At 36.8% G+C, this 23,978-nt stretch carries 21 protein-coding genes; 5 read left to right on the forward strand and 16 right to left on the reverse strand.

From position 1 onward, the window contains the following. Position 1: 1 nt before the first annotated feature. Positions 2-442 (reverse strand): fatty acid biosynthesis transcriptional regulator FabT, encoded by a 441-nt coding sequence (gene fabT, locus K4422_RS00485; protein ID WP_016172187.1) that lies wholly within the window; start codon positions 440-442, stop codon positions 2-4. 229 nt (positions 443-671) lie between these two features. Between fabT and K4422_RS00490 the strand changes: the two genes are divergently transcribed. Beyond that, a complete protein-coding gene (locus K4422_RS00490) occupies positions 672-1,730 on the forward strand; it encodes an NAD(P)H-dependent flavin oxidoreductase (protein ID WP_230708515.1) in 1,059 nt (352 codons plus the stop codon). A 214-nt stretch (positions 1,731-1,944) separates the two neighbouring features. Here K4422_RS00490 and K4422_RS00495 read toward each other — a convergent pair whose 3' ends face one another. From K4422_RS00495 to K4422_RS00520, 6 genes are all read right to left on the reverse strand, one after another. Next, positions 1,945-2,175 (reverse strand): YkuJ family protein, encoded by a 231-nt coding sequence (locus K4422_RS00495; protein ID WP_071864753.1) that lies wholly within the window; start codon positions 2,173-2,175, stop codon positions 1,945-1,947. 100 nt (positions 2,176-2,275) lie between these two features. Then, entirely contained in the window at positions 2,276-3,139 is an 864-nt protein-coding gene (locus tag K4422_RS00500; protein ID WP_206904194.1) for an NAD(P)-dependent oxidoreductase, read from the reverse strand. A gap of 93 nt (positions 3,140-3,232) precedes the next feature. Continuing rightward, positions 3,233-4,465: a glycosyltransferase family 4 protein gene (locus K4422_RS00505; RefSeq protein WP_230708516.1), complete on the reverse strand. Its 1,233-nt coding sequence runs from the start codon at positions 4,463-4,465 to the stop codon at positions 3,233-3,235. A 175-nt stretch (positions 4,466-4,640) separates the two neighbouring features. Further along, the gene (locus K4422_RS00510; protein WP_230708518.1) at positions 4,641-5,351 is read right to left on the reverse strand and encodes an MgtC/SapB family protein; all 711 of its coding nucleotides are present in this window, start codon (positions 5,349-5,351) and stop codon (positions 4,641-4,643) included. A gap of 153 nt (positions 5,352-5,504) precedes the next feature. Beyond that, the gene (gene ptsP, locus K4422_RS00515) at positions 5,505-7,232 is read right to left on the reverse strand and encodes a phosphoenolpyruvate--protein phosphotransferase (RefSeq protein ID WP_206903977.1); all 1,728 of its coding nucleotides are present in this window, start codon (positions 7,230-7,232) and stop codon (positions 5,505-5,507) included. Beyond that, the gene (locus K4422_RS00520) at positions 7,232-7,486 is read right to left on the reverse strand and encodes a phosphocarrier protein HPr (RefSeq protein ID WP_230708521.1); all 255 of its coding nucleotides are present in this window, start codon (positions 7,484-7,486) and stop codon (positions 7,232-7,234) included. The genes ptsP and K4422_RS00520 overlap by 1 nt, the downstream gene beginning before the upstream one ends. A 445-nt stretch (positions 7,487-7,931) precedes the next feature. On the opposite strand from K4422_RS00520, the gene K4422_RS00525 reads away from it, so the two are divergent. Together K4422_RS00525 and K4422_RS00530 are read left to right on the forward strand one after the other, a co-directional pair. Beyond that, positions 7,932-10,190, forward strand: a complete 2,259-nt coding sequence (locus tag K4422_RS00525; RefSeq protein WP_206904193.1) for an ATP-dependent Clp protease ATP-binding subunit — start codon at positions 7,932-7,934, stop codon at positions 10,188-10,190. Positions 10,191-10,393: 203 nt separating this feature from the next. After that, positions 10,394-10,711: a DUF1827 family protein gene (locus tag K4422_RS00530; RefSeq protein ID WP_206903976.1), complete on the forward strand. Its 318-nt coding sequence runs from the start codon at positions 10,394-10,396 to the stop codon at positions 10,709-10,711. Positions 10,712-10,875: 164 nt separating this feature from the next. Here K4422_RS00530 and K4422_RS00535 read toward each other — a convergent pair whose 3' ends face one another. The 4 genes from K4422_RS00535 to K4422_RS00550 all read right to left on the reverse strand — a co-directional run bounded on the left by K4422_RS00535 (position 10,876) and on the right by K4422_RS00550 (position 16,900). After that, complete coding sequence (locus K4422_RS00535; RefSeq protein WP_230708522.1) at positions 10,876-12,327, reverse strand: helix-turn-helix domain-containing protein; 1,452 nt, start codon at positions 12,325-12,327, stop codon at positions 10,876-10,878. Between the two features lie 216 nt (positions 12,328-12,543). Further along, a complete protein-coding gene (locus tag K4422_RS00540; protein ID WP_206903974.1) occupies positions 12,544-14,124 on the reverse strand; it encodes a peptide chain release factor 3 in 1,581 nt (526 codons plus the stop codon). Positions 14,125-14,286: 162 nt separating this feature from the next. Next, on the reverse strand, positions 14,287-15,660 hold the full coding sequence (locus K4422_RS00545; RefSeq protein WP_206903973.1) for a hemolysin family protein: 1,374 nt from the start codon (positions 15,658-15,660) through the stop codon (positions 14,287-14,289). Between the two features lie 106 nt (positions 15,661-15,766). After that, positions 15,767-16,900 carry an AI-2E family transporter gene (locus tag K4422_RS00550; RefSeq protein ID WP_206903972.1) on the reverse strand — a complete coding sequence of 378 codons (1,134 nt, stop codon included), beginning with the start codon at positions 16,898-16,900 and terminating at the stop codon, positions 15,767-15,769. A gap of 166 nt (positions 16,901-17,066) precedes the next feature. Here K4422_RS00550 and K4422_RS00555 point away from each other — a divergent pair, with 166 nt between their 5' ends. Next, complete coding sequence (locus K4422_RS00555; protein WP_206903971.1) at positions 17,067-17,507, forward strand: GNAT family N-acetyltransferase; 441 nt, start codon at positions 17,067-17,069, stop codon at positions 17,505-17,507. A gap of 121 nt (positions 17,508-17,628) precedes the next feature. On the opposite strand, the gene K4422_RS00560 is transcribed toward K4422_RS00555, so the two are convergent. From K4422_RS00560 to recX, 4 genes are all read right to left on the reverse strand, one after another. After that, on the reverse strand, positions 17,629-18,609 hold the full coding sequence (locus K4422_RS00560; RefSeq protein WP_230708523.1) for an N-acetylmuramoyl-L-alanine amidase: 981 nt from the start codon (positions 18,607-18,609) through the stop codon (positions 17,629-17,631). 101 nt (positions 18,610-18,710) lie between these two features. Continuing rightward, on the reverse strand, positions 18,711-19,244 hold the full coding sequence (ntdP, locus tag K4422_RS00565) for a nucleoside tri-diphosphate phosphatase (protein WP_071864770.1): 534 nt from the start codon (positions 19,242-19,244) through the stop codon (positions 18,711-18,713). A 103-nt stretch (positions 19,245-19,347) separates the two neighbouring features. After that, positions 19,348-20,493, reverse strand: a complete 1,146-nt coding sequence (gene mutY / locus K4422_RS00570) for an A/G-specific adenine glycosylase (RefSeq protein ID WP_230708527.1) — start codon at positions 20,491-20,493, stop codon at positions 19,348-19,350. Next, the gene (recX, locus tag K4422_RS00575; RefSeq protein ID WP_230708529.1) at positions 20,477-21,265 is read right to left on the reverse strand and encodes a recombination regulator RecX; all 789 of its coding nucleotides are present in this window, start codon (positions 21,263-21,265) and stop codon (positions 20,477-20,479) included. The genes mutY and recX overlap by 17 nt, the downstream gene beginning before the upstream one ends. A gap of 202 nt (positions 21,266-21,467) precedes the next feature. Between recX and rlmD the strand changes: the two genes are divergently transcribed. Next, the gene (gene rlmD, locus K4422_RS00580) at positions 21,468-22,841 is read left to right on the forward strand and encodes a 23S rRNA (uracil(1939)-C(5))-methyltransferase RlmD (RefSeq protein ID WP_230708531.1); all 1,374 of its coding nucleotides are present in this window, start codon (positions 21,468-21,470) and stop codon (positions 22,839-22,841) included. Between the two features lie 142 nt (positions 22,842-22,983). On the opposite strand, the gene lacD is transcribed toward rlmD, so the two are convergent. Further along, the gene (gene lacD / locus K4422_RS00585; protein ID WP_230708532.1) at positions 22,984-23,955 is read right to left on the reverse strand and encodes a tagatose-bisphosphate aldolase; all 972 of its coding nucleotides are present in this window, start codon (positions 23,953-23,955) and stop codon (positions 22,984-22,986) included. Positions 23,956-23,978: the final 23 nt, after the last annotated feature.

Here is a 23,978-nt window from a genome sequence, read left to right on the forward strand (position 1 = left end):
CTCACTTATACTCTTGTAAAAAATCATGGAGATTTTTTAAAGCTTTTAACAAAGTTGCTTCCTCATCACTATCCATGCCAGTTAGGACACGTTTAATCATTTGACGATGAAAATATTGATGAACTCGGAATAATAACTTGCCTTTTTTTGTCAAACCGAGTTTGACAACCCGTCGATCATCTTCACTACGAATACGTTCAACGTAGCCTTTTTTAACTAACCGGTTGATGGCGGTCGTTAATGTCCCCACCGTGATGGAAAGTTCTTTTGCTACTTCTGAAGTAGTCTTTTTTTTATACATGCCAATAGCTTCGATCGTGTGCATTTCAGTAATACTCAAATCATTGAATTGGGATTTTTGCAGCTCCGATTCTTCGATTGTTAAAATATCATTGAAGACGCTGACGAGATAGTCATTGACTGTTTCAAGATCTTTATCCACACTTTCACCATCCAAATTAGTTTGATTATCAAATCATTTGACTATCAAAATATATTATATACTTTTTGAAAATGCAATACTTTTTTACAAATTTTTCTATTTTCTAAACTAACAGTTAACAATTTCTGAGTTTATTGCCGATATTCTAAAATTTGATTGACAAGGTTCTATGCGGAAGCTAATATTTAATTTAGTTTGAAAATCAAAGTATTTTATTAAGGAGACGACTATGAAATTAACACCCGTTACAATTGGTGACCTTACTTTAGAAGTTCCAATTATTCAAGGAGGAATGGGTATTGGTGTCAGCCTTTCTCGTTTAGCCGGCAGTGTAGCAAAGAATGGCGGAATGGGCATTATTTCTTGTGCTCAGATTGGATTTAACGACCCTCTTTTTGAACGAGCCCCTTTTAAAGCCAATATGAAAGCGATCAAAGATCAATACGAAATGGCAAAGACCATTGCAGGAAACGGTATCGTGGGATTTAATATCATGTGCGCAACTTTTAAATATGAAAAATATGTACAACGTTGCGTAGAAGTCGGTGCTGATGTGATTATTTCTGGCGCTGGTCTACCGATTCACTTACCAGAATTAGTGGCCGGTTCAAAAACTAAAATCGCCCCTATTGTTTCCTCTGAAAAAGCAGCGAAAGTACTCTTACGCACTTGGGCAAAACGTTATACGCGTACTGCCGATTTTTTAGTTATTGAAGGGCCAGAAGCAGGTGGTCACTTAGGGTTTAAGTACGACGGTATAGAAAACGCGATTGCGAACATGGATGAAGAAGTCAAAAAAATCATTGCTGTTGCAAAAGAATATGGCAAAAAATTTCAATGTGAAATTCCCGTCTTTTTTGCTGGTGGCGTCTATGATCGCGCTGATATAGACCATTACCTTGAACTTGGTTGCGCCGGTGTCCAAATGGCAACCCGGTTTGTAGTAACAGAAGAATGTGATGCCCCTAGCGATTACAAACAACGCTATTTAAATGCAAAAAAAGAAGATGTTAAAATCATTAAAAGTCCTGTTGGCATGCCCGGTAGAGCTATAGAAAATAAATTTACCGAAACGATTAAAACAAAACAAATCCCGATTGCAAAATGCCGTAGTTGTCTGTCATATGATCATTGCGATCGTAAGACAATTCCTTATTGTATTACAGAAATGCTATTAAATAGTGTCACTGAAAACCCTGATTGCGGATTGGTTTTTGCTGGCAGTAATGTTTTTAAGGTTAATGAAATGACGACTGTCCCAGCTTTAATGAAAGAATTAAGCGAATAAAACTGCAACAAAAAAGCTAAAGGAATCCTTCAGCCCTGAGCTATAAAACCAAAATTTGAGAAAAATAGCTTTTCATTTTCGTAAATTTAAGCTTTGACCAAAGGGTTGAACCATGCTAAAGCAGTTAGATCACTGTTTTTACTTGTGAAAAACTTATACTTTTTGCCGTCAAAAAAACACGAGAGAAAATTCCTCTCGTGTTTTTTTATGCCGATTATTGAATTAAATCATAGATTTCCATTGCCACGATATCAATATTGTCGAATTGATAGTGTTGTTGGGTATCTGTTTCAGTCAATTCAAATGTTTCAGTTGATTTATCGTAAGTCACGGTACATTTTTCAACGCCTTCTTTTTCAAAGCGGCGGACTTGAATTTCATTATCGGTTGCTTCAGTCATTGCTTCTAGCCGTCTGATAATGGCAACTAATTGTGAACTTGTCATGGGGAAAGCCTCCTTTTTCTCAACTTCTGTTATATTGTATCAAAAGCGATAGCAGCTTGCATTGATTTTTACAAAAAAATCATATTTTTTTGTAAAAACCTTAGTTTCCCCACCATAGTTTAATTAAAGCTTGAGTACCATCATTTTCATAACCTTTTTCAGCTAACAATTCGTATAACCGTGTCGCTTCTTTTGTCGCTGGTAAATCAATCTTCATTTTTTCAGCTTCATTTAGTGCAATCTTCAAATCTTTAATGAAATGTTTTACAAAAAAGCCAGGTGTGTAGTCTTCTTTTAAAATACGCGGTGCATAGTTTGTTAGTGACCAATTGGCGGCACTACCCCCACCTACTGTTTCAATAACTTTTGGCAAATCCAATCCTGCTGCTTTACCATAAACCAGCATCTCTGTCATACCCGTCATTGTGCCAGCAATCATGATTTGATTGGCCATTTTTGTGTGTTGGCCTTTACCAGGACCACCATGTAGTGCATAGGTTTTACCAATTGCTTTAAAAAGCGGAAGCACTTTTTCATAAGCTTCCTTAGTTCCACCTACCATAATGGTCAGGGTTGCATTTTTGGCACCCAGATCACCACCAGAAACAGGTGCATCTAGCGCTTGCGCACCTTTTTGTACAGCTGTTTTAGCAATTTCTTCTGCTAAAGAAGGTGTGCTTGTTGTCATATCAACTAAAATTTTCCCTTTTACATCCGCTGAAAAAATACCATTTTCGCCATAGTAAATTTCTTTTACATCATTAGGATAGCCCACAATTGAAAATACTACATCAGCACTTTGCGTAACTGCTTCTGGCGTATCTTTCCAAATGGCACCTTTTTCAACAATCTTATCTGCTTTACTTTTTGTTCGATTATAGACATACGCTTCATTGCCTGCATCCATTAAATGCGATACCATGGAATGCCCCATGACACCGATACCGATAAAACCAATTTTCATTTTTACCATCCTCTCTACGTATTAAACACGTAAAAAAATCACAACTTTAGTATAAGCTAAAGTTGTGATTTTTTCTTGCAATATGTCTACAAATTAATTGGAGGTACGTTTAAAGGAATATAATTTCACTTTGATTTTTTTCATCGCTGGTTCAGTTTCTTTTTCTAAAGATAAATTAGCATAATAAGCAATCATATCATGATAAAAATCTAACATCGCCTCACCAAAATGCGTTGCGGAAATTTCATACAGTTTAGCTGAAAGTTTTTTAGAATCTACTTGTAATCCTTTATTGATATATTGGACCAAAGCAGCTGCAAAATCATCATCAGTCGCAAACGTGACGCCAAAAGATGGATCATCAATTAAATTGTTTAAATAGTCATTTCCCTCAACTACTAACGGTGTCCCTGCTGCCATTGCTTCTGTGTAAGTAAGACCTTGTGTCTCTGAAGTAGAAGCACTAACAAAATAATCCGCGGCATGATAATAAAGCGCTACTTCATCGTTAGGGACTTCACCGACAAAATGAACACAATCACTTAAAGACAGGCTTGCCACCAACTCTTTTAAGTCTTCCATGTAAGGACCTTTCCCAACGATTACTAAACGAGCCTGTGGTAATTTTTCTACAATAGCAGGAAGTCCATGAACAATTGCTTGAATATTTTTTTCATAAGAAATACGACTTAAAGACAATAACATGATTTCATCATCTAAAATACCTAAGTCTTGCCGTAATTCTTTTTTCATAGCCTCTGTTATATCGGGGCGTTCAAATTTCTCTAATTCGATCCCAGTTGGAATTACCCGCATCGGCGAAGTAACCCCGTACCCTCTTAAAGTATCAATCACGCGCTCACTAGGGCACACTACTCCGGTTGTATGATTGGCAAATAAACGAGAAAAATATTTCACATGAGACTGTCGAACCACTTTTCCCTTGGCAATATAATGTAAATAGTCTTCATACATTGTATGATACGTATGAATTACTGGTATTTTCAATTTCTTGCCGACCATTTTTCCTAAAAGACCCGCCCCGAATTCAGTATGGGTATGAATTAAGTCTAATTCTAGCTCTTTGGCAATTAAATACGCATACCACATCCCTCTCACAACGATACGGCGATCTTTAAACGAGACAAAAGGAACACTTGGCATTCGAATAATATCTTCTTCAATACCAACTGCATTAGGATCTGTTGTAGTAAAAATATAGACTTCATGCCCCTTTTTTTCCAACTCGGTCTTCAATGTTTTAATTGACGTTGCAACCCCGCTTACTTGCGGGAAATAGGTATCTGTAAAAAACCCGATTTTCACAGTCTTTCCTCCAAACTATTTCGCTGTAACTAATACAGTTAACCAACAACTTTTTTATAGTGTATCATAGCTCTTATATACTTAAATCAAACTATAGTCCTATTTCATCTTATATTTTAGCGTTTGTGTGACTAAAATAGCAATAAAAAAACGTGCAAGTGACAAACTCGTTAGACTATTCAACAATCTGAATCATTAAAATATCTGAATTATCCGAAAGCTCAGACACTAAATCTTCTTCGTCTACATCCTTTGGCACTGTCAATGTGAACATAATTAAATATTTACGATTTGACTTTGGGTTTTCCCGCGTAATTTTAAGGTCAGATTTTTCCACGATTACTTCATTTTTAGCCAAATAATTTTTAATAAAAGCCACGGTCTGATCACCATGGGCGATTTCAACTTGTAGACGTCTTACTTTTGGTAGCGGTACTAAATATGAAATCAATGCTAGCGCTATCATAATAGAACAAAAGCCAGTGAGAGAAATTAGATAAAATCCCATTCCCAAAGCAATTCCAATTGATGCGACTGCCCAAACAGATGCCGCTGTTGTCAGACCTTTGACTGTTTGTTTTGTCATAATAATTGTTCCCGCCCCTAAAAAACCAATACCGCTAACGACTTGTGCGACTAAACGGGTTTGATCTGCCGTCATCACATTAGCAAGTTTTGGCATTTGTTGCGCAAATTCCACCGTTTGTGAAGCGACTTCATCTTGAATCAGCGCAATTAATGCCGCACCCACACAAACTAAAATATGCGTCTTCATGCCGGCAGGACGACTCTTATATTCTCGCTCGAAGCCAATTGTCCCGCCCATTACAATTGCCAAAGACAATCTAGCAATTATCTCGAACGTTGTCAGATCATACTCATGCATTTCGCCAACTCCTAACCCTTTTCTTTAGCATAGCATATTAGAAAACGCTTTTCTTTTTTGACGCTGTCAAAAATTGAATTTGTAAGTTATCAGCTATGTATTATTATGTACGACAAAAAAACCTCAGAGAAAATCTCTGAGGTTAAAAACTTTTTATTTAACAGCTTCTTCTACTAATTCAATGACTTCTTCCATTGTATCGCAATCATTTAATGCTTTATCAGCAAGAACTTTCATATCTTCAGTAGATAAACGTTTCATTAAGCTACGTGTTTTAAGAATTGATGTTGCGCTCATTGAGAATTCATCCAAGCCCATTCCCATCAAAATTGGCACAGCAGTTTGGTCACCGGCCATTTCACCACACATACCTGCCCATTTACCTTCAGCATGAGCTGAATCAATTACGTTTTTAATCAAACGTAAAATAGATGGGTTATATGGTTGGTAAAGATAAGACACGCGTTCGTTCATACGGTCTGCTGCCATTGTGTATTGGATCAAATCATTAGTACCAATACTGAAGAAGTCAACTTCTTTGGCAAACTTGTCAGCTAAGACAGCCGCCGCTGGAATTTCAATCATAATACCGACTTGGATTGTATCAGATACTGTTACACCTTCGTCGATTAATTTTTGACGTTCTTCATCATACATTTTTTTAGCCGCTCTAAATTCTTTCAAAGTTGCTACCATTGGGAACATAATACGTAAGTTACCAAAAGCAGAAGCACGTAACAATGCCCGTAACTGTGTACGGAACATGTCGTCTCCTAATTCTGACAAGCTGATACGCAATGCGCGGTAACCTAAGAAAGGATTCATTTCATGCGGTAAAGTCAAGTAAGGTAATTCCTTGTCACCACCGATATCCATGGTACGAACAACGACAGGTTTTTCACCCATACCTTCTAAAACTGCTTTATAAGCTTCAAATTGATCTTCTTCAGTTGGAAAATCAGGAGAATCCATATAAAGAAACTCAGTTCTATATAAACCGATTGCTTCAGCGCCATTATTGTGAACACCTTCTAAATCTTTTGGTGTTCCAATATTAGCAGCCAATTCAAAGTGTTTACCGTCAGCTGTGACAGTATCTGCTTCTTTTAGTTTTTCCCATTCAGCTTTTTGGGCAGCAAAATCTGCACCAGCTTTTTGGAATTGTGCTTTTTGGTCTTCAGTTGGATCAATGATGACATCCCCAATGATACCATTAACAGCTAGAATGTCCCCTGCTTTTACTTTGGCAGTAATTTCTTTTGTCCCAACAATTGCTGGGATTTCAAGAGAACGTGCCATGATTGCAGAGTGAGAAGTCCGTCCACCGATGTCAGTAACAAAGGCTTTAACGAATTTGCGATCTAATTGTGCAGTATCACTTGGTGTTAAGTCGTGGGCAACCACAACAACTTCTTCATTAATCATTGAAGGGTTTGGTAAAGTAACCCCTAACAAATGTGCTAAGACACGTTTGGCAACGTCACGGATATCAGCTGCGCGTTCTTGCATGTAAGCATTGTCGTCCATTGCTTCAAACATGCCAATATACATGTCGGTAACTTCTTTCAATGCTGATTCAGCATTGACTTTGTTATCTTTCACGTTTTGTTTAATTTGACCGATCATTTCAGGATCTGAAAGAACCATTAAATGAGCGTCAAATACTTGAGCTTCTGCTTCGCCCAAACTTTGCGCTGCTTTTTCCCGAATTTGTTGTAGTTCTTCGGTAGATTTTGCTAAAGCATCGTCTATTCTTTTTTCCTCTGCTTCAGTATCTTCTACAGAAATTTTGTTAAAGGATAAATCCGGTTGAACTAGCAGGTAAGCTTTTGCAACGGCAACTCCGTCACTTGCGGCGATCCCTTTTAGCATTTCAACCATTATTCAGATAATCCTTCTTTCTTCATTGTTTCAACGATTGCTGCCATTGCGTCACCTTCAGCAGTGATTGTTACATCAGAACCTTGGCCAACACCAAGAGACATAACGCCCATGATAGATTTAAGATTTACAGATTTACCTTTGTACTCTAAGTTAATGTCAGAGTTAAATTTGCTAGCAGTTTGTACTAATAATGTAGCTGGACGTGCGTGAATCCCAGTTTCTGCTACTACGTGAAAATCTTTTTTTTCCATATTAATCGGTCTCCTTTGTGAAACAAGTTTTTTGTGAGGGTTTTCTTTTTTAACAGTCCAAATAAACCATCAAAAAAGGCCCTTTCAACTGTTAAGATTACCATTTTTTTTTCAATCGTACAACCGTTTTCTCTCATAATAGAACAAAAGATATCTAGTCCAATTAGCAAAATAATTTCTATTCCAATCTTTTAGAGGCAAGTTATTGGGCATTTATACTAAAAAAATATTTAATCCAGTAACAAAATGAAAAAAAGTTACTGATTTTCAAATCAGACAAATTACTTGCACCAATAAATAAATTTAGTATAATACAGTTATGGTCAATAAAGGTCAAAGATAACTTTGACTAGACCTCGCTTTTTAGGTGTATCTTTTTACTGATTAAAAAAAGCACGTTACAATAATAAATGTAAGTAAATCCATGAAAGGTCGTGAATTATTTATGCTTTGTCAAAACTGTGGCAAAAATGAAGCAACCATTCATTTATACGCAAATGTAAATGGCCAAAGAAAGCAACTGGACTACTGCCAAAGCTGCTACCAAAAACTAAAAAATCAAACTGGTAGTCAAACAAGTATGATGGCCCAAGATCCATTTGGCTTTGGAAGTCTTGACGATTTATTCCGTCAAATGTCGCAACAAATGCAACCAAGAAATGCTGGTGAACAAACGCCCCCTACGCAATTTGGTGGTGGCAATAACTTTAACGGCGGACAACCTCCTCGCCAAAACCAAGGAGCTAACGGTCTTTTAGGTGAATATGGTATCAACATCACTGAACAAGCCCGTAATGGTGATATTGATCCAGTTGTCGGTCGTGACGAAGAAATTAAACGTGTTATTGAAATTTTAAATCGTCGAACAAAAAATAACCCTGTTTTAATCGGAGAACCCGGTGTGGGTAAAACGGCTGTCGTTGAAGGCTTGGCTCAAAAGATCGTCGACGGCGATGTTCCACAAAAACTTCTTGATAAAGAAGTTATCCGTTTAGACGTAGCCTCTCTAGTTCAAGGAACAGGTATAAGAGGGCAATTTGAAGAACGGATGCAAAAGTTAATCGATGAAATTAAACAAGCTGAAAATGTTATCTTGTTCATTGATGAAGTACACGAAATTGTTGGTGCCGGTGCGGCTGGTGATGGCAATATGGACGCAGGCAATATCTTGAAACCGGCTTTAGCTCGAGGAGAATTGCAAATGGTTGGTGCTACTACTTTAAACGAGTACCGCATCATTGAAAAAGACGCTGCTTTAGAACGTCGGATGCAACCAGTTCGAGTAGACGAACCTTCCGTTGAAGAAACCATCGCAATTTTGAAAGGTTTGCAACCACGTTATGAAGATTATCACCATGTAAAATATACCGATGATGCAATCAAAGCGGCGGCTATCCTTTCAAATCGTTATATCCAAGATCGCTTTTTACCTGATAAAGCAATTGATTTATTAGATGAATCAGGTTCCAAGAAAAACTTAACGATTCAATTAGTTGATCCAAAAGCCATTGAGAAAAAGCTGGCGGATGCCGAAGCACAAAAACAACAAGCTTCTAAGGAAGAAGATTTTGAAAAAGCAGCGTATTATCGCGATCAAATCAATAAATTAGAAGAAATGAAAAATAAACAAATCAGCGATGAAGAAACACCTACCATCTCTGAAAAAGATATGGAACAAATTGTTGAAGAACGTACGGGTATTCCCGTTGGCGAATTAAAAGAAAAAGAACAAACACAATTGAAAAATCTCGGCCATGATTTAAAAGAACATGTTATTGGTCAAGATGAAGCAATTGATAAAGTTGCTAAGGCTATCCGCCGTAATCGTGTTGGTTTGGGCAAGAAAAATCGTCCAATCGGCTCTTTTCTATTCGTTGGACCAACTGGTGTTGGTAAAACTGAATTAGCAAAACAATTAGCTTATGAAATGTTTGGTTCTGAAGATTCTATGATTCGTTTTGATATGTCTGAGTACATGGAAAAACATAGTGTGGCTAAATTAATCGGTTCTCCTCCAGGCTATGTTGGCTATGAAGAAGCTGGTCAATTAACAGAAAAAGTTCGTCGTAATCCTTACAGCTTGATTTTGTTAGATGAAATCGAAAAAGCCCATCCAGATGTTTTGCACATGTTCTTGCAAATTTTAGACGATGGACGTCTAACCGATGCCCAAGGGCGAACAGTTAGCTTCAAAGATACATTGATTATTATGACAAGTAATGCCGGCACAGGTAATGTCGAAGCCAGCGTTGGTTTTGGCGCAACCAGAGAAGGCGTGACACGTTCTGTCTTAAATCAATTAAACAATTACTTCTCACCTGAATTTTTGAACCGTTTTGACGGTATTATCGAATTCAAAGCTTTAAGTAAAGACAATTTACTTCACATTGTCGACTTAATGTTAAATGAAGTAAACGATATGCTGGCTGTACAACACTTACACATCACTGTACCAAAAGATGTAGAAGAAAAATTAGTCGACTTGGGGTATAACCCTGCAATGGGTGCTCGCCCATTACGTCGTACTATTCAAGATCAAATTGAAGATGGCATTGCCGAATACTTCTTAGATCATCCAACAGTTAAAGAACTCACTGCCCACTTAACCAAAGACGGTAAAATTGAAGTTACCGCCTTACAGGTTAATGAGACAAAAGATTCAAAAGAAGATTTAAGTAATCAAGACAAAACAAAAGAAGAATAATTAAATTAACAAAAGCAGAGGTCTAACTTTTAATAAAAGTTAGACCTCTGCTTTTTAGCTCATATACAAAAAAATAGTTTAGAAAACTACCAAAATTAACAAATTTTGTTTGATTTTTCAAGTGTAATCACTTTGCTAAATAAGTCCGGAACCGTATAATAATAATTGAGTTAGTTCAAACTTGCCTTGAAGGAGTGAACCAGATGAAATTAATCAACGTTACCAATAGCCATTCGCGTTTGGTACGCAATCAGTTAGAAAATACGGACGCCGAATTGGTGAAAGTTTATACGGCGGGCAATTCGACCATCGTTTATACAGTTGCCCCGCATCATAACGAAATTTTGCTGATTAATAAAAAGCGCAACCTTAACGAACGTGAAATTAATGAAGTAAAAGAATATTTTTTGAAAAAAATGCCCTCTGGCAGTTATGAGCCTGATACAATTACCCAAATTGAGCTACCAGGTCTTGTAGAAATTTCAATTAAAACAAACCAACTAAGTAACAATGCATCATAAAAAAATCTGGGATAAAAAGCCACGTTGCCTTTTTATCCCAGATTTTTTTATATAACTGACCCATAACTCGTTAATAGCCTCTCTAAAGTTTTTCAGTAATTCTGAATTTTCCAACATCCCTTTTTACCTAAGTTTTAGACAAGGCAGATCTTTACGGGTTAGCTTTAACCAATATTCAAATGAACTTTTTGATCTTTTTGTCTTTCTTTAAAAATATGAAATAAAAAATCATCTGTTGCATCAAAAGAATCTTCACCTTCAACAATCCAGTAATTTGAGTTCTCTAACGGAACGAGCGAGTTAGAACATGTAATTACTGCGTCGTATTTTTCTTTAGAGGCGGTATTCATTAAAGAATATTCGACAAATGGCAAGTCCTCGATACGATTAATCAAAGAATATAATAAGAAGTGGTTAGGAAAGCCAATAATTCCTACTTTAATCTTTTCTGTCTTCTCACTGCGTTCAACTTGTGGCAAGCTGACTAAAGTTAAAAGATTAATTAAATCAGCGCTTTCCTCTGCTTCTATTGCACTGGCAATATGTCCATGTAAAATTTCATAATTGGGATGTTGAATTTTCAAACTTTCCAAGATGAAATCTAGATTTTTCGGTGCTTTGCCGTCAAATAATTCTTGGCGTAGAAAAATCGTTTGATAATTTAACAGAATTAATTCCTGCTTGCTACGGGAAAAGCTTTGGAAATAGGGCAGCATTTTATCAAAAAAGACTTTTGCCTTTTCCTTTGAAGTTGTCAGGTTCTTATAATTTTTCCGTACAAAAGACAGACGGGGATCATCTTCTGAAAAATACTGTGGCCAATAAAAAATCATATAAGATACAAAATTAGCTTCTCTTTCTTGGTATGTTTCAGCTACACCACTTTGCGCTAACTTTTGTTTAAAGCGGCCATTAATTGTTGTTGGATAGAAATAATGGTTAATCTCTGGTTCGTCGACATAATAGCCTAGTTGAGTCCGTAACAAACTAATCGCTTGATAGACCGTAAATTCCCGTTGTTCTACGTATTTTAGAAAAGCTAAGTCATCTTCATCAAACAACGCATTCAAATCAACATTTAGAATTTCAAAATGCTGGAATAATTCTGTGCCAAAATCCACCATCCACAAAAAATTGAAGTACATAATTCGTACCAGCGCTTCTCGTCCAGTCACTTCCATTTGTAGACAATTTAATCGAATTCCTTTATCTTTTAAATAAGCAACTAAGGGTTTTAGTCGCCGCATTAAAGAAGATTGACTTAAATTTGTTTGTTGCCCAAAATCTTTTAAATCCATTTCCGGTTGAAGCAAGGTAGCCACTAAGACGCGATAAGGTACACTACTTTGAAAAAGAAACTGTTGATAGCTGTGAAATTTGGGTAAATTCCCATCGATTTGTACTTTTTCTTTTTCTGTAAACAACACATATCCAGTTTCTAAGTCTTTTAAATCTTGATTCATTTGGTTTAGCAGATTAGCTGTTTTAATATGAGAAAAACCAGTGTATTTTTCAAAATAATGAATTGGGTATAAACCGCGATCAAGTTCTAGCATGTGCTTAAAGAGCATCAATTTATTTTGAGCTGGATCGTCTAACAAAATATTTTCTAACATCTTACTTCCCCTTTTGAGTTTATACTTCATAATAGCACAAAGGAATAATCTTTGGCTAGGCGATTATATTTCAAAAAAAAAAATTCTCAATTTCAATTGATTACTAGCATAATTTTTGGGTTTTATTTACAAATAAACTTATTGCTTTAGATGAATATATTGTTATTAAATAAATAGACACCCTACTTTTTTAAGTAAGGTGTCTATTTTTATCACTTACATCAAACTCTTTAATTCCACATCAGGATACTTATCAGCAAACCAGCGCATCGCAAATTGATTTTCAAATAAGAATAAAGGTTGATCAAAACGGTCACGAGCCAAAATATTTCTACTAGAGCTCATTTTTTCATCAAGTTGGGCAGGATCGATCCAGCGAGCGATCTTATGTCCCATCGGTGTCATAACAACTTCGGCATTGTATTCATTTTTCATCCGATATTGGAAAACTTCAAATTGCAATTGGCCTACCGCACCAATGACATATTCGTCAGTTAAATAAGTACGGTACATCTGAATAGCGCCTTCTTGCACCAATTGCTGAATGCCTTTATGAAATGATTTTTGTTTCATCACATTTTTGGCTTGTACTTTCATAAATAGCTCTGGCGTAAATGATGGCAACTCTTCATACGCAACTTTTAATTTTCCTTCATAAAGCGTATCGCCAATTTGATAATTACCAGTATCATAAACCCCGATAATATCGCCAGCAACAGCTTCTTGGATATTTTCTCTAGCATCTGCCATAAATTGAGTAACATTGCTTAATTTCATTTTTTTACCAGTACGTTCTAAGGTGATGTCCATCCCGCGAACAAAGGTTCCTGAACAAATTCTAACGAATGCAATCCGGTCACGGTGAGCTGGATTCATATTCGCTTGAATTTTGAAGACAAAACCGGAAAATTCTGGCTCATATGGACTGACTTCATCTCCTTCTTCGGTTTTATGGGCATAAGGAGATGGCGCAAATTCTAAAAATGTTTCTAAGAAAGTTTGAACACCAAAATTAGTTAAAGCTGAACCGAAGAAGACAGGAGTTTGTTTGCCACTGGCGATTTTTTTGCGATCAAAGCTATCGCCGGCTTCTTTAACTAATTCAACTTCTTCTAAGACTTGGTCATACTGACCACTGCCACGAAAAGGGTGGTCCGCTGGAATTTCGCCTTCTTCATCTAGAGGAATTAAACGTTTTCCACCGTAATTTTCTGGTCGATACAATTCAATCCGCTCATTATAAATATCGTATAAACCTTCTAAACCTTTTCCCATCCCAATTGGCCAGTTCATTGGAAATGATTCAATTTGTAATAAATCTTCTAATTCTTCCAGTAATTCCAGTGGTTCACGGCCATCACGGTCTAATTTGTTAATAAAAGTGAAGATCGGGATTCCTCGTTTTTTTACCACTTGAAATAATTTTTTTGTTTGTGCTTCAATCCCTTTGGCACTATCAATAACCATAACAGCACTATCCACCGCCATCAATGTCCGATACGTATCCTCAGAGAAATCTTCATGTCCGGGTGTGTCTAAGATGTTCACACGTTTATCATCGTAATCAAACTGCATCACAGAACTTGTAACGGAAATCCCCCGTTGTTTTTCAATTTCCATCCAGTCAGATTTGGCAAAATTACCTGTTTTTTTTCCTTTAACAGTCCCTGCTTGGCGAATGGCACCACCAAAAAGTAATAATTGTTCGGTAATTGTTGTTTTCCCCGCATCCGGGTGGGAAATAATTGCAAACGTGCGTCGGCTATCGACTTCTTTTCGTAAATTTGGGTTATCCATTGTGTTCTCCTTTATTTCGTAAAATTAAAAATGGCAGTAGCCATTAACTTGTATTTTGGCTTAGGGTAATAGTAAACAACTATGCTAGTATAGCATGGAATGAAAATTTCATAAACGATAAAAAAGTGATGTGCCAAAATTTCAGCACATCACCTCCACTTCTTAACGTCTTGGCTCGTCATCTTCAAACTCTTTACGAAAATGACGTCTTTCTTCCTCTGGTTGAACTTCAATTTCCGGGTCGCGGAAAATAACGCGGATTTTCAACACACGTGAACCTTCCATCTCTTCAGAAATCAGAGTCAAGTTGTCCACTTCAAAAGAAAGTTTCTCACCTTCATCTGGAATAGTTCCCAAAGCTGTGATTAGGTATCCAGCCATTGTATCCACATCACTCATATGCAAGTCCGTGTCAAAGGCTTCGTTAAACTCATCAATTAGCATGCGACCTTGAATAATATATTCATGATCATTTACTTGTTCATATAGTTTTTCTACTTCATCGGTTTCATCGTCAATTTCACCTACGATTTCTTCCAACAAGTCTTCTAATGTCACAACCCCTACCATACCACCATACTCATCTAAAAGAATCGCCATTTGGTTACGGGTCTTTTTCAATTCATATAATAAGTCGTCAATAAAAACTGTTTCTGGTACAAATAAAGGCTCTTGTAAAATCTTATGCATATCAATATTTTCAAAGCCAAATTGATAAGCCGCTTTCAAAAGATTCTTAGTATGCAAGACACCAATTACTTTGTCCTTATCTTCATCATAGACTGGAATACGGGAATAATTTTCTGATAACACGTCAGTTACAATTTCAGCGATTGGATCATTAATGTCTACCATAAAAGCGTCTGTTCTAGGTACCATGACTTCGCGCGCCACTTTTGTATCTAGTGAAAAGACCCCTTGTAACATTTCCAATTCGTCTTCTTCTAAAACACCTTCTGTTTCCAACATATAACGCATTTCATCGCGGGTCATTTTTGAGTCTTCATCATCAAAATCCATCGGCGTAATTTTTGCCAATAGACTGGTTGATGCCGATAATAACCACACAAAAGGTTTTGCGATTGTGCCAATGACACGGATAACACCAGAAGTAAAAGTCGCAACTTCTTCTGATTTATTTAAGGCAATTCGCTTAGGGTATAATTCCCCAAAAACGATGGACACATAAGTTAAAATCGCTAAAACGATAATATTGGCAATACTTTTAGCGGCAGCTCCACCACCTAAAACAGGTGCCAGACGGCTAGATAGCGTGTCAGCTAAGGATGCCCCTGATAAAATATTTACTAACGTAATCCCCACTTGGATGGTGGATAAAAAGTTAGTTGGGTTTTCCAATATTTTGAGTAATTTTTGCGACTTGACATTGCCTTCTTCAGCTTTTTGTTCCACCCGGTTTTTGTTAATTGACACAACGGCAATTTCTGAAGCAGCCAAAAAGGCATTAATCAGCGTTAAAACAATTAATAATAAAAACTGGGCGATCAGCGACTGACTCTCGGGGTCAGAATTCATAATTTCTTTCTCTCCTTATATTTTCATGTTTAAATAGAAAAAAAGCGTGGCAAATGCCACGCTAAAATCGTATCACAAAGGTAAATTCTTTGCAATAAAAACAATACTACTCCGTTTGTTGTATCTCATCTTTTACTAATTCATCCTCATGGATTTTTTTATCTTCTTTCACTAACTTCACAATAAAGGTGACTAAAACCCGGCACACAGCGTAAAATGGCACCCCTAAGAAAATCCCTAATAACCCTGCAATGTTTCCGGCTACTAATAAAACTAAAATAATCGTCAAAGGATGAATGGACAATGTTTTTCCAATTACGTTAGGATAAATAATATTTCCATCTAATTGTTGTACAATTAAGACGACAACACAACACAGCAATGCTTTTAGTGGTGAATCAAAAACAGTCACTAAAACAGCTGGCATCAGCCCTAAATAAGGACCCAAGTAAGGAATTAAGTTGGTGACCCCTGCAATCACACCAAATAAGAAGGCGTAATCCACCCCGATGACCAAATACCCGATAAAAGTAAATGTAGCAACAAAAACACATTCAATGGCTTGTCCGCTAATATATTTCGATAATGTATAATTTAACTTTCCTAAGAGATCCACAATTTGCTGGCGCCGATTAACGGGAAAGAAACGTTGAATATTTGGCACCAAACGATTTCCGTCTTTTAACATGTAAAATAAAATAAAGGGCGCAGTTACAATAATCATCGTGGCATTTGCGACTTGACCAACAATTGAACCGATACTATTGGAAAGGCTACTTAAAAAGCGTTGAATAATCGTACCGTAGGAAATGTCCAATTTATCAAATTGCGCTTGCAGATCGATTTGTTTGAAAAACGGACTACGTGCCATTTCTCTGATCCAGTCCTCCACACTTGCAATAAATGAAGGGATACTTTCAGCCAACGAAGTAATTTGGCTGACAAGACTTGGAATAACACTACCGATAATTAAGACCAACGCACCGATTAAAAGAATAAAAACTAAAATAATTCCATAAATTCGTTTTAGTTTGACTCTTTTTTCCAATAAGTTCACAATTGGGTTTAATAAATAATACAAAAACCCCGCAATTAGAACTGGTGCAAAAAGGGTTGAGAAAAAAGTTCCAATTGGTTTAAAAATGAAATCAATTTTGGTTGAAACAAAAATCAAGGTAGCCAAAATTAGTAATTCTAATGACCAAAACATGATTTTTGAATTTTTTAGTTTTTCTAACAAATTATCACTCCTTCAGCTAAACAAAACAGTTTACAATTTCGTCATTCTGTTTTAATTTTAGTTGTTACTAATCTTATCAAAAAATAACTGACTTGCAAACTTAAAACAAGGGTATTTGCAATTATTTTTGCAAGAATTGAAAAAATATTGAAAGAAGGCGATTTTTTTGCGTATCCTCCAAACTAGAGATACTATGAGTGAGATTTATTTAGCTGCGGTGAAAATCCGTAACCAAGTTTTTGTAAAAGAACAAAAAGTTCCTTTATCCATTGAAATTGATGGTAACGAAGCTTATGCAATCCATTTTGTCTTATATGATGACCAAAAAAAACCACTGGCAACCGTCCGTCTTTTGCCACTAGATGATACTACAGTAAAAGTACAACGCATGGCTGTGCTAAAAGAATATCGGGGTAAAGGTTTAGGAAAAATTTTGTTACAAGGGGCAGAAGATTTTGCAAAAGAACATGATTTTAAAGAAATTACCTTAGGCTCACAATGGCAAGCACGCGCTTTTTACCAAGAAATGGGTTTTAAGGCGACCGGGGAACCTTTTACAGAAGCAGGCATTAAACACGTCACCATGATAAAAAAATTGGCAGACTAAAATCTAGTTCATTTAATCAAGTTGATCTTGCAAAAACTTAATACGATAAGCTTGCATATAGACTAAAAAGCCCAAAGAAACAGTAGTTGTTAAAACAATTACTATTTCTTTGGGCTTTTGTTTATTGGTTCAAATTCAGTTCATTAACGTAAGTCTGAATACCAGCTACAATCCCTGTAGCTACTTTGTCTTGAAAGTCTGCTTGCTTGATTAGTGCTAAATCACTGTCGCTGTTTAAATAGCCCAATTCTAATAATAGGCTGGGACGATTAGACTGGCGTAACACAAAGTAATTGCCCAGCCTAATGCCGTTATTATTCAAGGCTAAGTTTTTTTGAAGTGCTGTATTAATACTCGTTGCGGCAAATTTATCATCTTGATAGTAATAGTAGGTCGTTTGTCCATTCATGCCGTTATCATAGTCGTATTTGTCATAATGAATACTGATAAATAGATCCGCACTTTCTGCCATTGATTTTTTGGTAATATCTTCCAACGCCAAATAGTTGTCTTGGGTCCGGGTATATGCAACGCTAACACCGATTTTTTCTAACGCCGCACCAATTTTTTTTACGGTCTGAAGTGTTAATTCTTTTTCAGTAAGTGTACCATCGTCACTTTCTGCACCAGTGTCAATTCCACCATGACCGGCATCCAAGACCACTTTAAATTGCGTTAATGTCGGTTTCACTTTACGTGTACTGGTCATAATTTGGGTGTTTTCTTTTTTTAACCATCCGATTTTTCCGTCATTGCTATTGATTTTAATCCAATCATTTTGACTTGCTAAGTATGCGCCCCATTCTCCGCGGTACAAATTAACTAAAGTCGCACTTTTTGCGTTGGGGGACTCTTTTAAGGCAACATAGTCATTTGCCGTTTCAGCCGTGGTACTGTATAACGCCGGATCAACATAAACTTGCACTTTTTTTGTGCTTACGGTTAACGGGTTAGAATCTACAATCGTAACAAAAGACTCTTGTTCTTTTTTCTTCACTGTTGGCTGTGCTTCACTTTTTATATTATATTGTCCAATTAGAGCGCCAGCGCTGATTATGGCGATTACTAAAATGACAATTGTAAACTTAATTTTTCGTTTCATCTATTATCCAACCTGTGATTTATTTGATATCTTTATTGTACCTTAATTTACTTAAATGAGCCTAAAAAAACTATCCCACACAAAAATGCAGGATAGTTTTTTTATTTTCGTGACAATTGCTTGTAGCGGTCATACCAAATATCGATATAGCCTTCTGAAAAAGGACCTTTACCATTATTAATCCAATCCACTAATATTTTGACGTTTTCTTTTAAAATATAATCAACGTCTTTGGGATAATGCATGAGTTTACTATGTTGCTCATATTCATCCACATCTAGTAGCCGCTTTTCACCATCAGGAAAAACCTTGATATCAAGATCATAATCAATATACTTCAAGGCCTCCTCATCTAATAAATAAGGTGAAGCTAGATTACAATAATAAGAGACACCTTTTTCGCGAATCATAGCAATGACGTTGAACCAACACTTTTTATGAAAATAAACGATTGCAGGTTCTCTAGTCACCCATCGTCTACCGTCAGACTCTGTCACCAGTGTGTGGTCATTTACGCCAATCATCGAATATTCGCTGGTTTTTAAAACCATTGTATCTCGCCACGTACGGTGCAAATTGCCATCATGTTTATAACTCTGGATTGTTACAAACTCGCCTTCTTTTGGAATTTGCATACTCTAACCTTCCCTTTTAACCGTGATGGTATGTTGGGTATGTTTTACACCGACATCGTAATTATTATAGCAATAAAAACAAAGCTTGACTAGAAATGTTTATTCACTGTTTGCTTTTTTCCAATAGGCCTACTAACTTTTGCTGCGGTTTCGGGAATACATAGGTGCTAAACTCTTTGATTGGGACAAATCGCCCCCTTAAAGGCTTGGCAAAATTTGATTGGGCTACGCCATAAAAAAGCAATACATGCCATTTTAAATGACTAAAAATATGTTTGATTTCGCCTAAATGTCGTTTTTGCCAAACGACATCTTGCGGCAAGCTGGCTGGTAGCGGCACCTCCTCTGCCACACTAAAAAGATCAATAGGGGCAGCATTTTTTGCAAAGTTTTTTTGTGTTATTTCAAAGTCTTGCCGACTTACTTCAATTAAAGGAAATGTCCACATTTTTGCTAAGAGTCCTTCATCAGGCCGCTGTACTAAAAGATATTCTCCACTATCATTAACAATGGCAACGGCAACGTAATATACGTCTTTTGGTTTAGCAGCTTTAGTTTTAACCGGAAATTTTTCTTGTTGCTGTGTTTTATAGGAAAAGCAAAAGTTTTTTAAAGGACAACTAAGACACTCTGGCTTTTTAGGCGTACAAACCCCTGATCCAAGATCCATCAAAGCCTGATTAAAATCTCCTGGTGCACTGGTTGGGATCAGTTTACGCAAAATTTCATCAAAAATCTTGCGACTAGCTGGTTTGGCAATATCTGAGTCGACACCGTACAAGCGACTGATTACACGCATTGCATTGCCGTCAATTGCCGGTTCTGCTTTTTGAAAAGCGATGCTGGCAATCGCGCCAGCGGTATACGGTCCAATTCCTTTTAATGAACGAATAGCTTCAATGTCGCTTGGAAAAACACCGTCAAATTCTGTCATAATTTGTTGGGCCGCTTTTTTTAAATTACGTGCTCTAGAATAATACCCCAGTCCCTCCCAAACTTTTAAAAGTTCTTGTTCATCGCTTTGGGCTAATGCTTTTATTGTGGGATATTTTTTTGTAAACCGATAAAAATAGGCAATTACCGTATCCACTCGGGTCTGTTGCAACATAATTTCTGAAATCCAAATAAAATACGGATCATTTGTCTGCCGCCATGGCAAGTTGCGTCGCTCATTTTCATACCACGAGATAAAGTCTGTTTGAAGCTTTTTTATTTGCTTTTCATTTAAGTACTCATTCTGTCTGCTCATCGATAAACTGCTGAATCTCCTCTAATGCAAAACCCTTTTGATAAAGACTTTGTTTAATTTTTTGATTACGAATGTGGGGCGCTTTATTTTGATGACGCCGCCACAGTTTCTCACCAGCTTTTTTTAGGGCTTCTATTTCCGTTTCTTCATCCATCTCTAATTCTAGACTATCCAATACAGCTGATGCTACATCGCCACTGAAACCTTTTTGTCTTAAGGAAAGCTGTAATTTTTGTTTTGTTTCCTTGAAACTTTTATTGTGGATTTTCTTAAGAGCCTTTTCAGCAGCACGCTGGGCTACTGAAAACTGTATTTTCTCATTATAAAGACTAAGTGCAGCGTCAATTACTTCTGGTTTTAACCCTTTTTGTTGCAACTGTTGTTTTAATACACTGGGACCTTTATCACTTAGTCGCATTTGTGTCCGAACATAACTCTCACCATAGACTTTATCATCCAGCACACTTAAGTCTTTTAAATGACGAATGATTTTTTCTCGATCAAAACTTGGAATTTCACGTTCCTTTAAGTAACTGCGCACTTCTTTTTCAGAACGCAACTGGTAACTAATATAATTTAGCGCAAATTGAACACCGATATCGTAATGGGCATTTTTTTTTATCTCTTCAACATCTTTTTCATCTAATTCCATTCCCTTTAATAAGCGGAATTTGATTAATAAATCTTCTGAGACTTTTAGTGAATTGCCGTCTGATAAGTCGACTTCATAAAAACCATGTTTTGCCTTGGCTACTTTTGCAACGGTAAGCATACAGACGCCTCCTCTTTCAATATTTTATCAGGTCAACTCTACAAATTAACAAGCGAATGTACGTTTGTAGTGTATCACAAAATACCGTGGGGCCAAAGCTTTCTGGATTGTTTTGTTTCATGAATTAGTGTGTTAAGATAACTACAGTAAAAACCAACAGAAACGCGGAGCTTATTTTTACCGCTAAAACAAGGAGTCTTTTATGGAACAAGTTGTGAAAAATGGTCAAAAAATCAACGTCACGATTAAGCGTCTAGGCATTAACGGCGAAGGAATTGCATATTTCAGACGTTTAATTATTTTTATCCCCAAAGCTTTACCCGGTGAAAAGATCCAAGCCAAAATTACCAACGTCACTGCAAAGTTTGCTGAAGCGCAGATTATTCAAATAGTCAAAAAAAGCCCAGATCGCATTACTGCTCCTTGTGTTTTTTATGATCGTTGTGGCGGCTGTCAATTACAGCACCTATCATATAATAAACAATTAGATTTTAAACGCGATTTATTGCAGCAAGCTTTAACGAAGTTTAAACCAGCTGGCTATAAAAATTACGAGTTAAAAGAAACCATTGGGATGCAAGAGCCATGGCGCTATCGCAATAAAGCACAGTTTCAATTACGTTATAATTTAAAAAAACAAAAAGCAGAGGCTGGTCTTTATGAAATTGCCTCCCATAACTTAGTAGCAATTGATAATTGTATTGTCCAAGAACCAGATACCCAAACACTCATCAATACTGCTGTCCAACTCATTAACAAATATCAAATCCCTATTTATGACGAAAAGAAAAATAGTGGTATTTTAAAAACATTAATGGTACGTAAAGGAATTAAAACTGGCGAAATTCAACTCGTCTTGATTACCCACACGAATAAATTACCCCAAAAAAATAGTTTAATTCGCGAATTGACGCAACGTGTGCCCCAACTTGTTTCTATCATGCAAAATGTACAAAATAAGAAGACTTCTTTGGTTATGGGGGATACAACCGAGCTCTTATGGGGAAAAGAAAGTATCGCTGAAGCATTAGATGATTTAAAATTTGATTTATCAGCGCGAGCTTTTTTCCAATTAAATCCCTACCAAACAAAAATTTTATATGCTGAAGCCCGGCGTGCTTTAGCACTATCACCACAAGAAACGTTAGTGGATGCTTATTGCGGTGTAGGAACTATCGGATTATCCATGGCTAAAATCGCCAAAGAAGTCCGGGGCATGGACACCATCCCACAAGCGATTGAAGATGCCAAACGGAATGCCAAACGCTTAGGGGTTACGAACACGCATTATGAAACCGGCACAGCTGAAGAGCTTTTACCGAAATGGTTAAAAGCAGGTTTTCAACCCGATGCAATCGTGGTCGATCCCCCCCGAACTGGATTAGATCAAAAATTATTACGCGCGTTAACACAACAACCAGTAAAAAAACTCGTCTATGTTTCGTGTAATGTTTCGACTCTGGCCAGAGATTTAGTTAGTTTGGCTCAGGTTTATAATATTCATTATTTACAATCTGTCGACATGTTCCCACAAACAGCTCGTTGTGAAGTCGTGGTAAAAATGACAAAAAAATAGCCTTTATCCTAATTGAATAAACAGAATAACCAACCAGAAACTATTAAAAAAAGCGAGACTAAATGTCGTAATCCGAATTTAGTCTCGCTTTTTTTATGCAGAAAAAAAACCGCCAAAATGACGGTTCTAAAAGTTGATAAAATTATAATTTAACCGGTGTTGCAGTTGCTTGGAGTACTTCGTTTAATTCTTCAATATTTTTACGGCCTTGTGTTTGCATCCATTCTCTAGCTGCATCTTCTCCACCTGTGATAAAAGGTTCTACGCCGTTTGCCCAAGTTGCGCGACCACATAAAACACCGTTAAATGTTGAGCCTGCTTCTTTGGCGAATTTCAATGTTTCTTGGAACAATTCAGCTGTAACACCAGCTGATAAGAAGATAAATGGTAAGTCAGTTGCTTCTGATTGTTCTTTGAAGTAAGCCATAGCTTCTGCTTTTGTATACGCCACTTCACCTTTTGCGTAACCTTCTACATAGTTCATATTAACCGGAACTTCCATTTTTAAAACATCAACACCATAACGTGGTTTTGAAAATTCTTTCATCATTTCGATAACTTTATGTGGTTTTTTAACCGCATATTCTTTGGTGCTGGCATCCGCATCATTGGCATCATAAGAAACCAATTCCAAGAAGAAAGGTAGATCTTCTGCGGCACATTCAGAACCAATTCGTTCCATGAAGGCTTTCTTTTGATCGTTGATTTCATCACTTTCATCTACATCGTAGTAAAGTAAGAATTTACATGCGTCTGCGCCTGCTTCTTTTAGACGTTTCACTGACCAGATAGACAAAATGTCTGGCAAGCGTCCTGGGGTTGAAGCATCGTAGCCTGTTTTTTCATAGGCCAACAATAACCCTGCGTTTTCGTCGCGAACTTTAGCAGCTGGTAAGCCATATTCTGGGTCTAATAAAATAGATGAAGCATATTGGGTTAATTCAGAAGACACGATTTTTTTGAAGTCTTCGATTTGAACTGCTTGTGCTTGTGTATCTTGGTATTTATTAATCATTTTCTTTAAAGCACCACGTTGGTCGATCGCAAGGGCAGAGATCACACCATTTTTGTCACTTAATTGTTTGATAAAGGCTTTTTTTGCTTCTGTTGTCATTGTATATTCCTCCTAAAATTTTT

Source organism: Enterococcus sp. SMC-9 (genome assembly GCF_021011285.1).
Lineage (GTDB): Bacteria > Bacillota > Bacilli > Lactobacillales > Enterococcaceae > Enterococcus_C > Enterococcus_C montenegrensis.

Excerpts from the sequence above, each read along its gene's own strand:
- K4422_RS00520 (WP_230708521.1), bottom strand. The coding sequence starts at position 7,486 with ATGGAAAAAAAAGATTTTCACGTAGTAGCAGAAACTGGGATTCACGCA.
- K4422_RS00510 (WP_230708518.1), bottom strand. The coding sequence starts at position 5,351 with ATGCATGAGTATGATCTGACAACGTTCGAGATAATTGCTAGATTGTCT.
- K4422_RS00495 (WP_071864753.1), bottom strand. The coding sequence starts at position 2,175 with ATGACAAGTTCACAATTAGTTGCCATTATCAGACGGCTAGAAGCAATG.
- K4422_RS00500 (WP_206904194.1), bottom strand. The coding sequence starts at position 3,139 with ATGAAAATTGGTTTTATCGGTATCGGTGTCATGGGGCATTCCATGGTA.
- K4422_RS00490 (WP_230708515.1), top strand. The coding sequence starts at position 672 with ATGAAATTAACACCCGTTACAATTGGTGACCTTACTTTAGAAGTTCCA.
- K4422_RS00525 (WP_206904193.1), top strand. The coding sequence starts at position 7,932 with ATGCTTTGTCAAAACTGTGGCAAAAATGAAGCAACCATTCATTTATAC.
- ntdP (WP_071864770.1), bottom strand. The coding sequence starts at position 19,244 with ATGCAAATTCCAAAAGAAGGCGAGTTTGTAACAATCCAGAGTTATAAA.
- ptsP (WP_206903977.1), bottom strand. The coding sequence starts at position 7,232 with ATGGTTGAAATGCTAAAAGGGATCGCCGCAAGTGACGGAGTTGCCGTT.
- recX (WP_230708529.1), bottom strand. The coding sequence starts at position 21,265 with ATGCTTACCGTTGCAAAAGTAGCCAAGGCAAAACATGGTTTTTATGAA.
- lacD (WP_230708532.1), bottom strand. The coding sequence starts at position 23,955 with ATGACAACAGAAGCAAAAAAAGCCTTTATCAAACAATTAAGTGACAAA.
- rlmD (WP_230708531.1), top strand. The coding sequence starts at position 21,468 with ATGGAACAAGTTGTGAAAAATGGTCAAAAAATCAACGTCACGATTAAG.
- K4422_RS00540 (WP_206903974.1), bottom strand. The coding sequence starts at position 14,124 with ATGGATAACCCAAATTTACGAAAAGAAGTCGATAGCCGACGCACGTTT.
- K4422_RS00530 (WP_206903976.1), top strand. The coding sequence starts at position 10,394 with ATGAAATTAATCAACGTTACCAATAGCCATTCGCGTTTGGTACGCAAT.
- K4422_RS00535 (WP_230708522.1), bottom strand. The coding sequence starts at position 12,327 with ATGTTAGAAAATATTTTGTTAGACGATCCAGCTCAAAATAAATTGATG.
- K4422_RS00545 (WP_206903973.1), bottom strand. The coding sequence starts at position 15,660 with ATGAATTCTGACCCCGAGAGTCAGTCGCTGATCGCCCAGTTTTTATTA.
- K4422_RS00560 (WP_230708523.1), bottom strand. The coding sequence starts at position 18,609 with ATGAAACGAAAAATTAAGTTTACAATTGTCATTTTAGTAATCGCCATA.
- mutY (WP_230708527.1), bottom strand. The coding sequence starts at position 20,493 with ATGAGCAGACAGAATGAGTACTTAAATGAAAAGCAAATAAAAAAGCTT.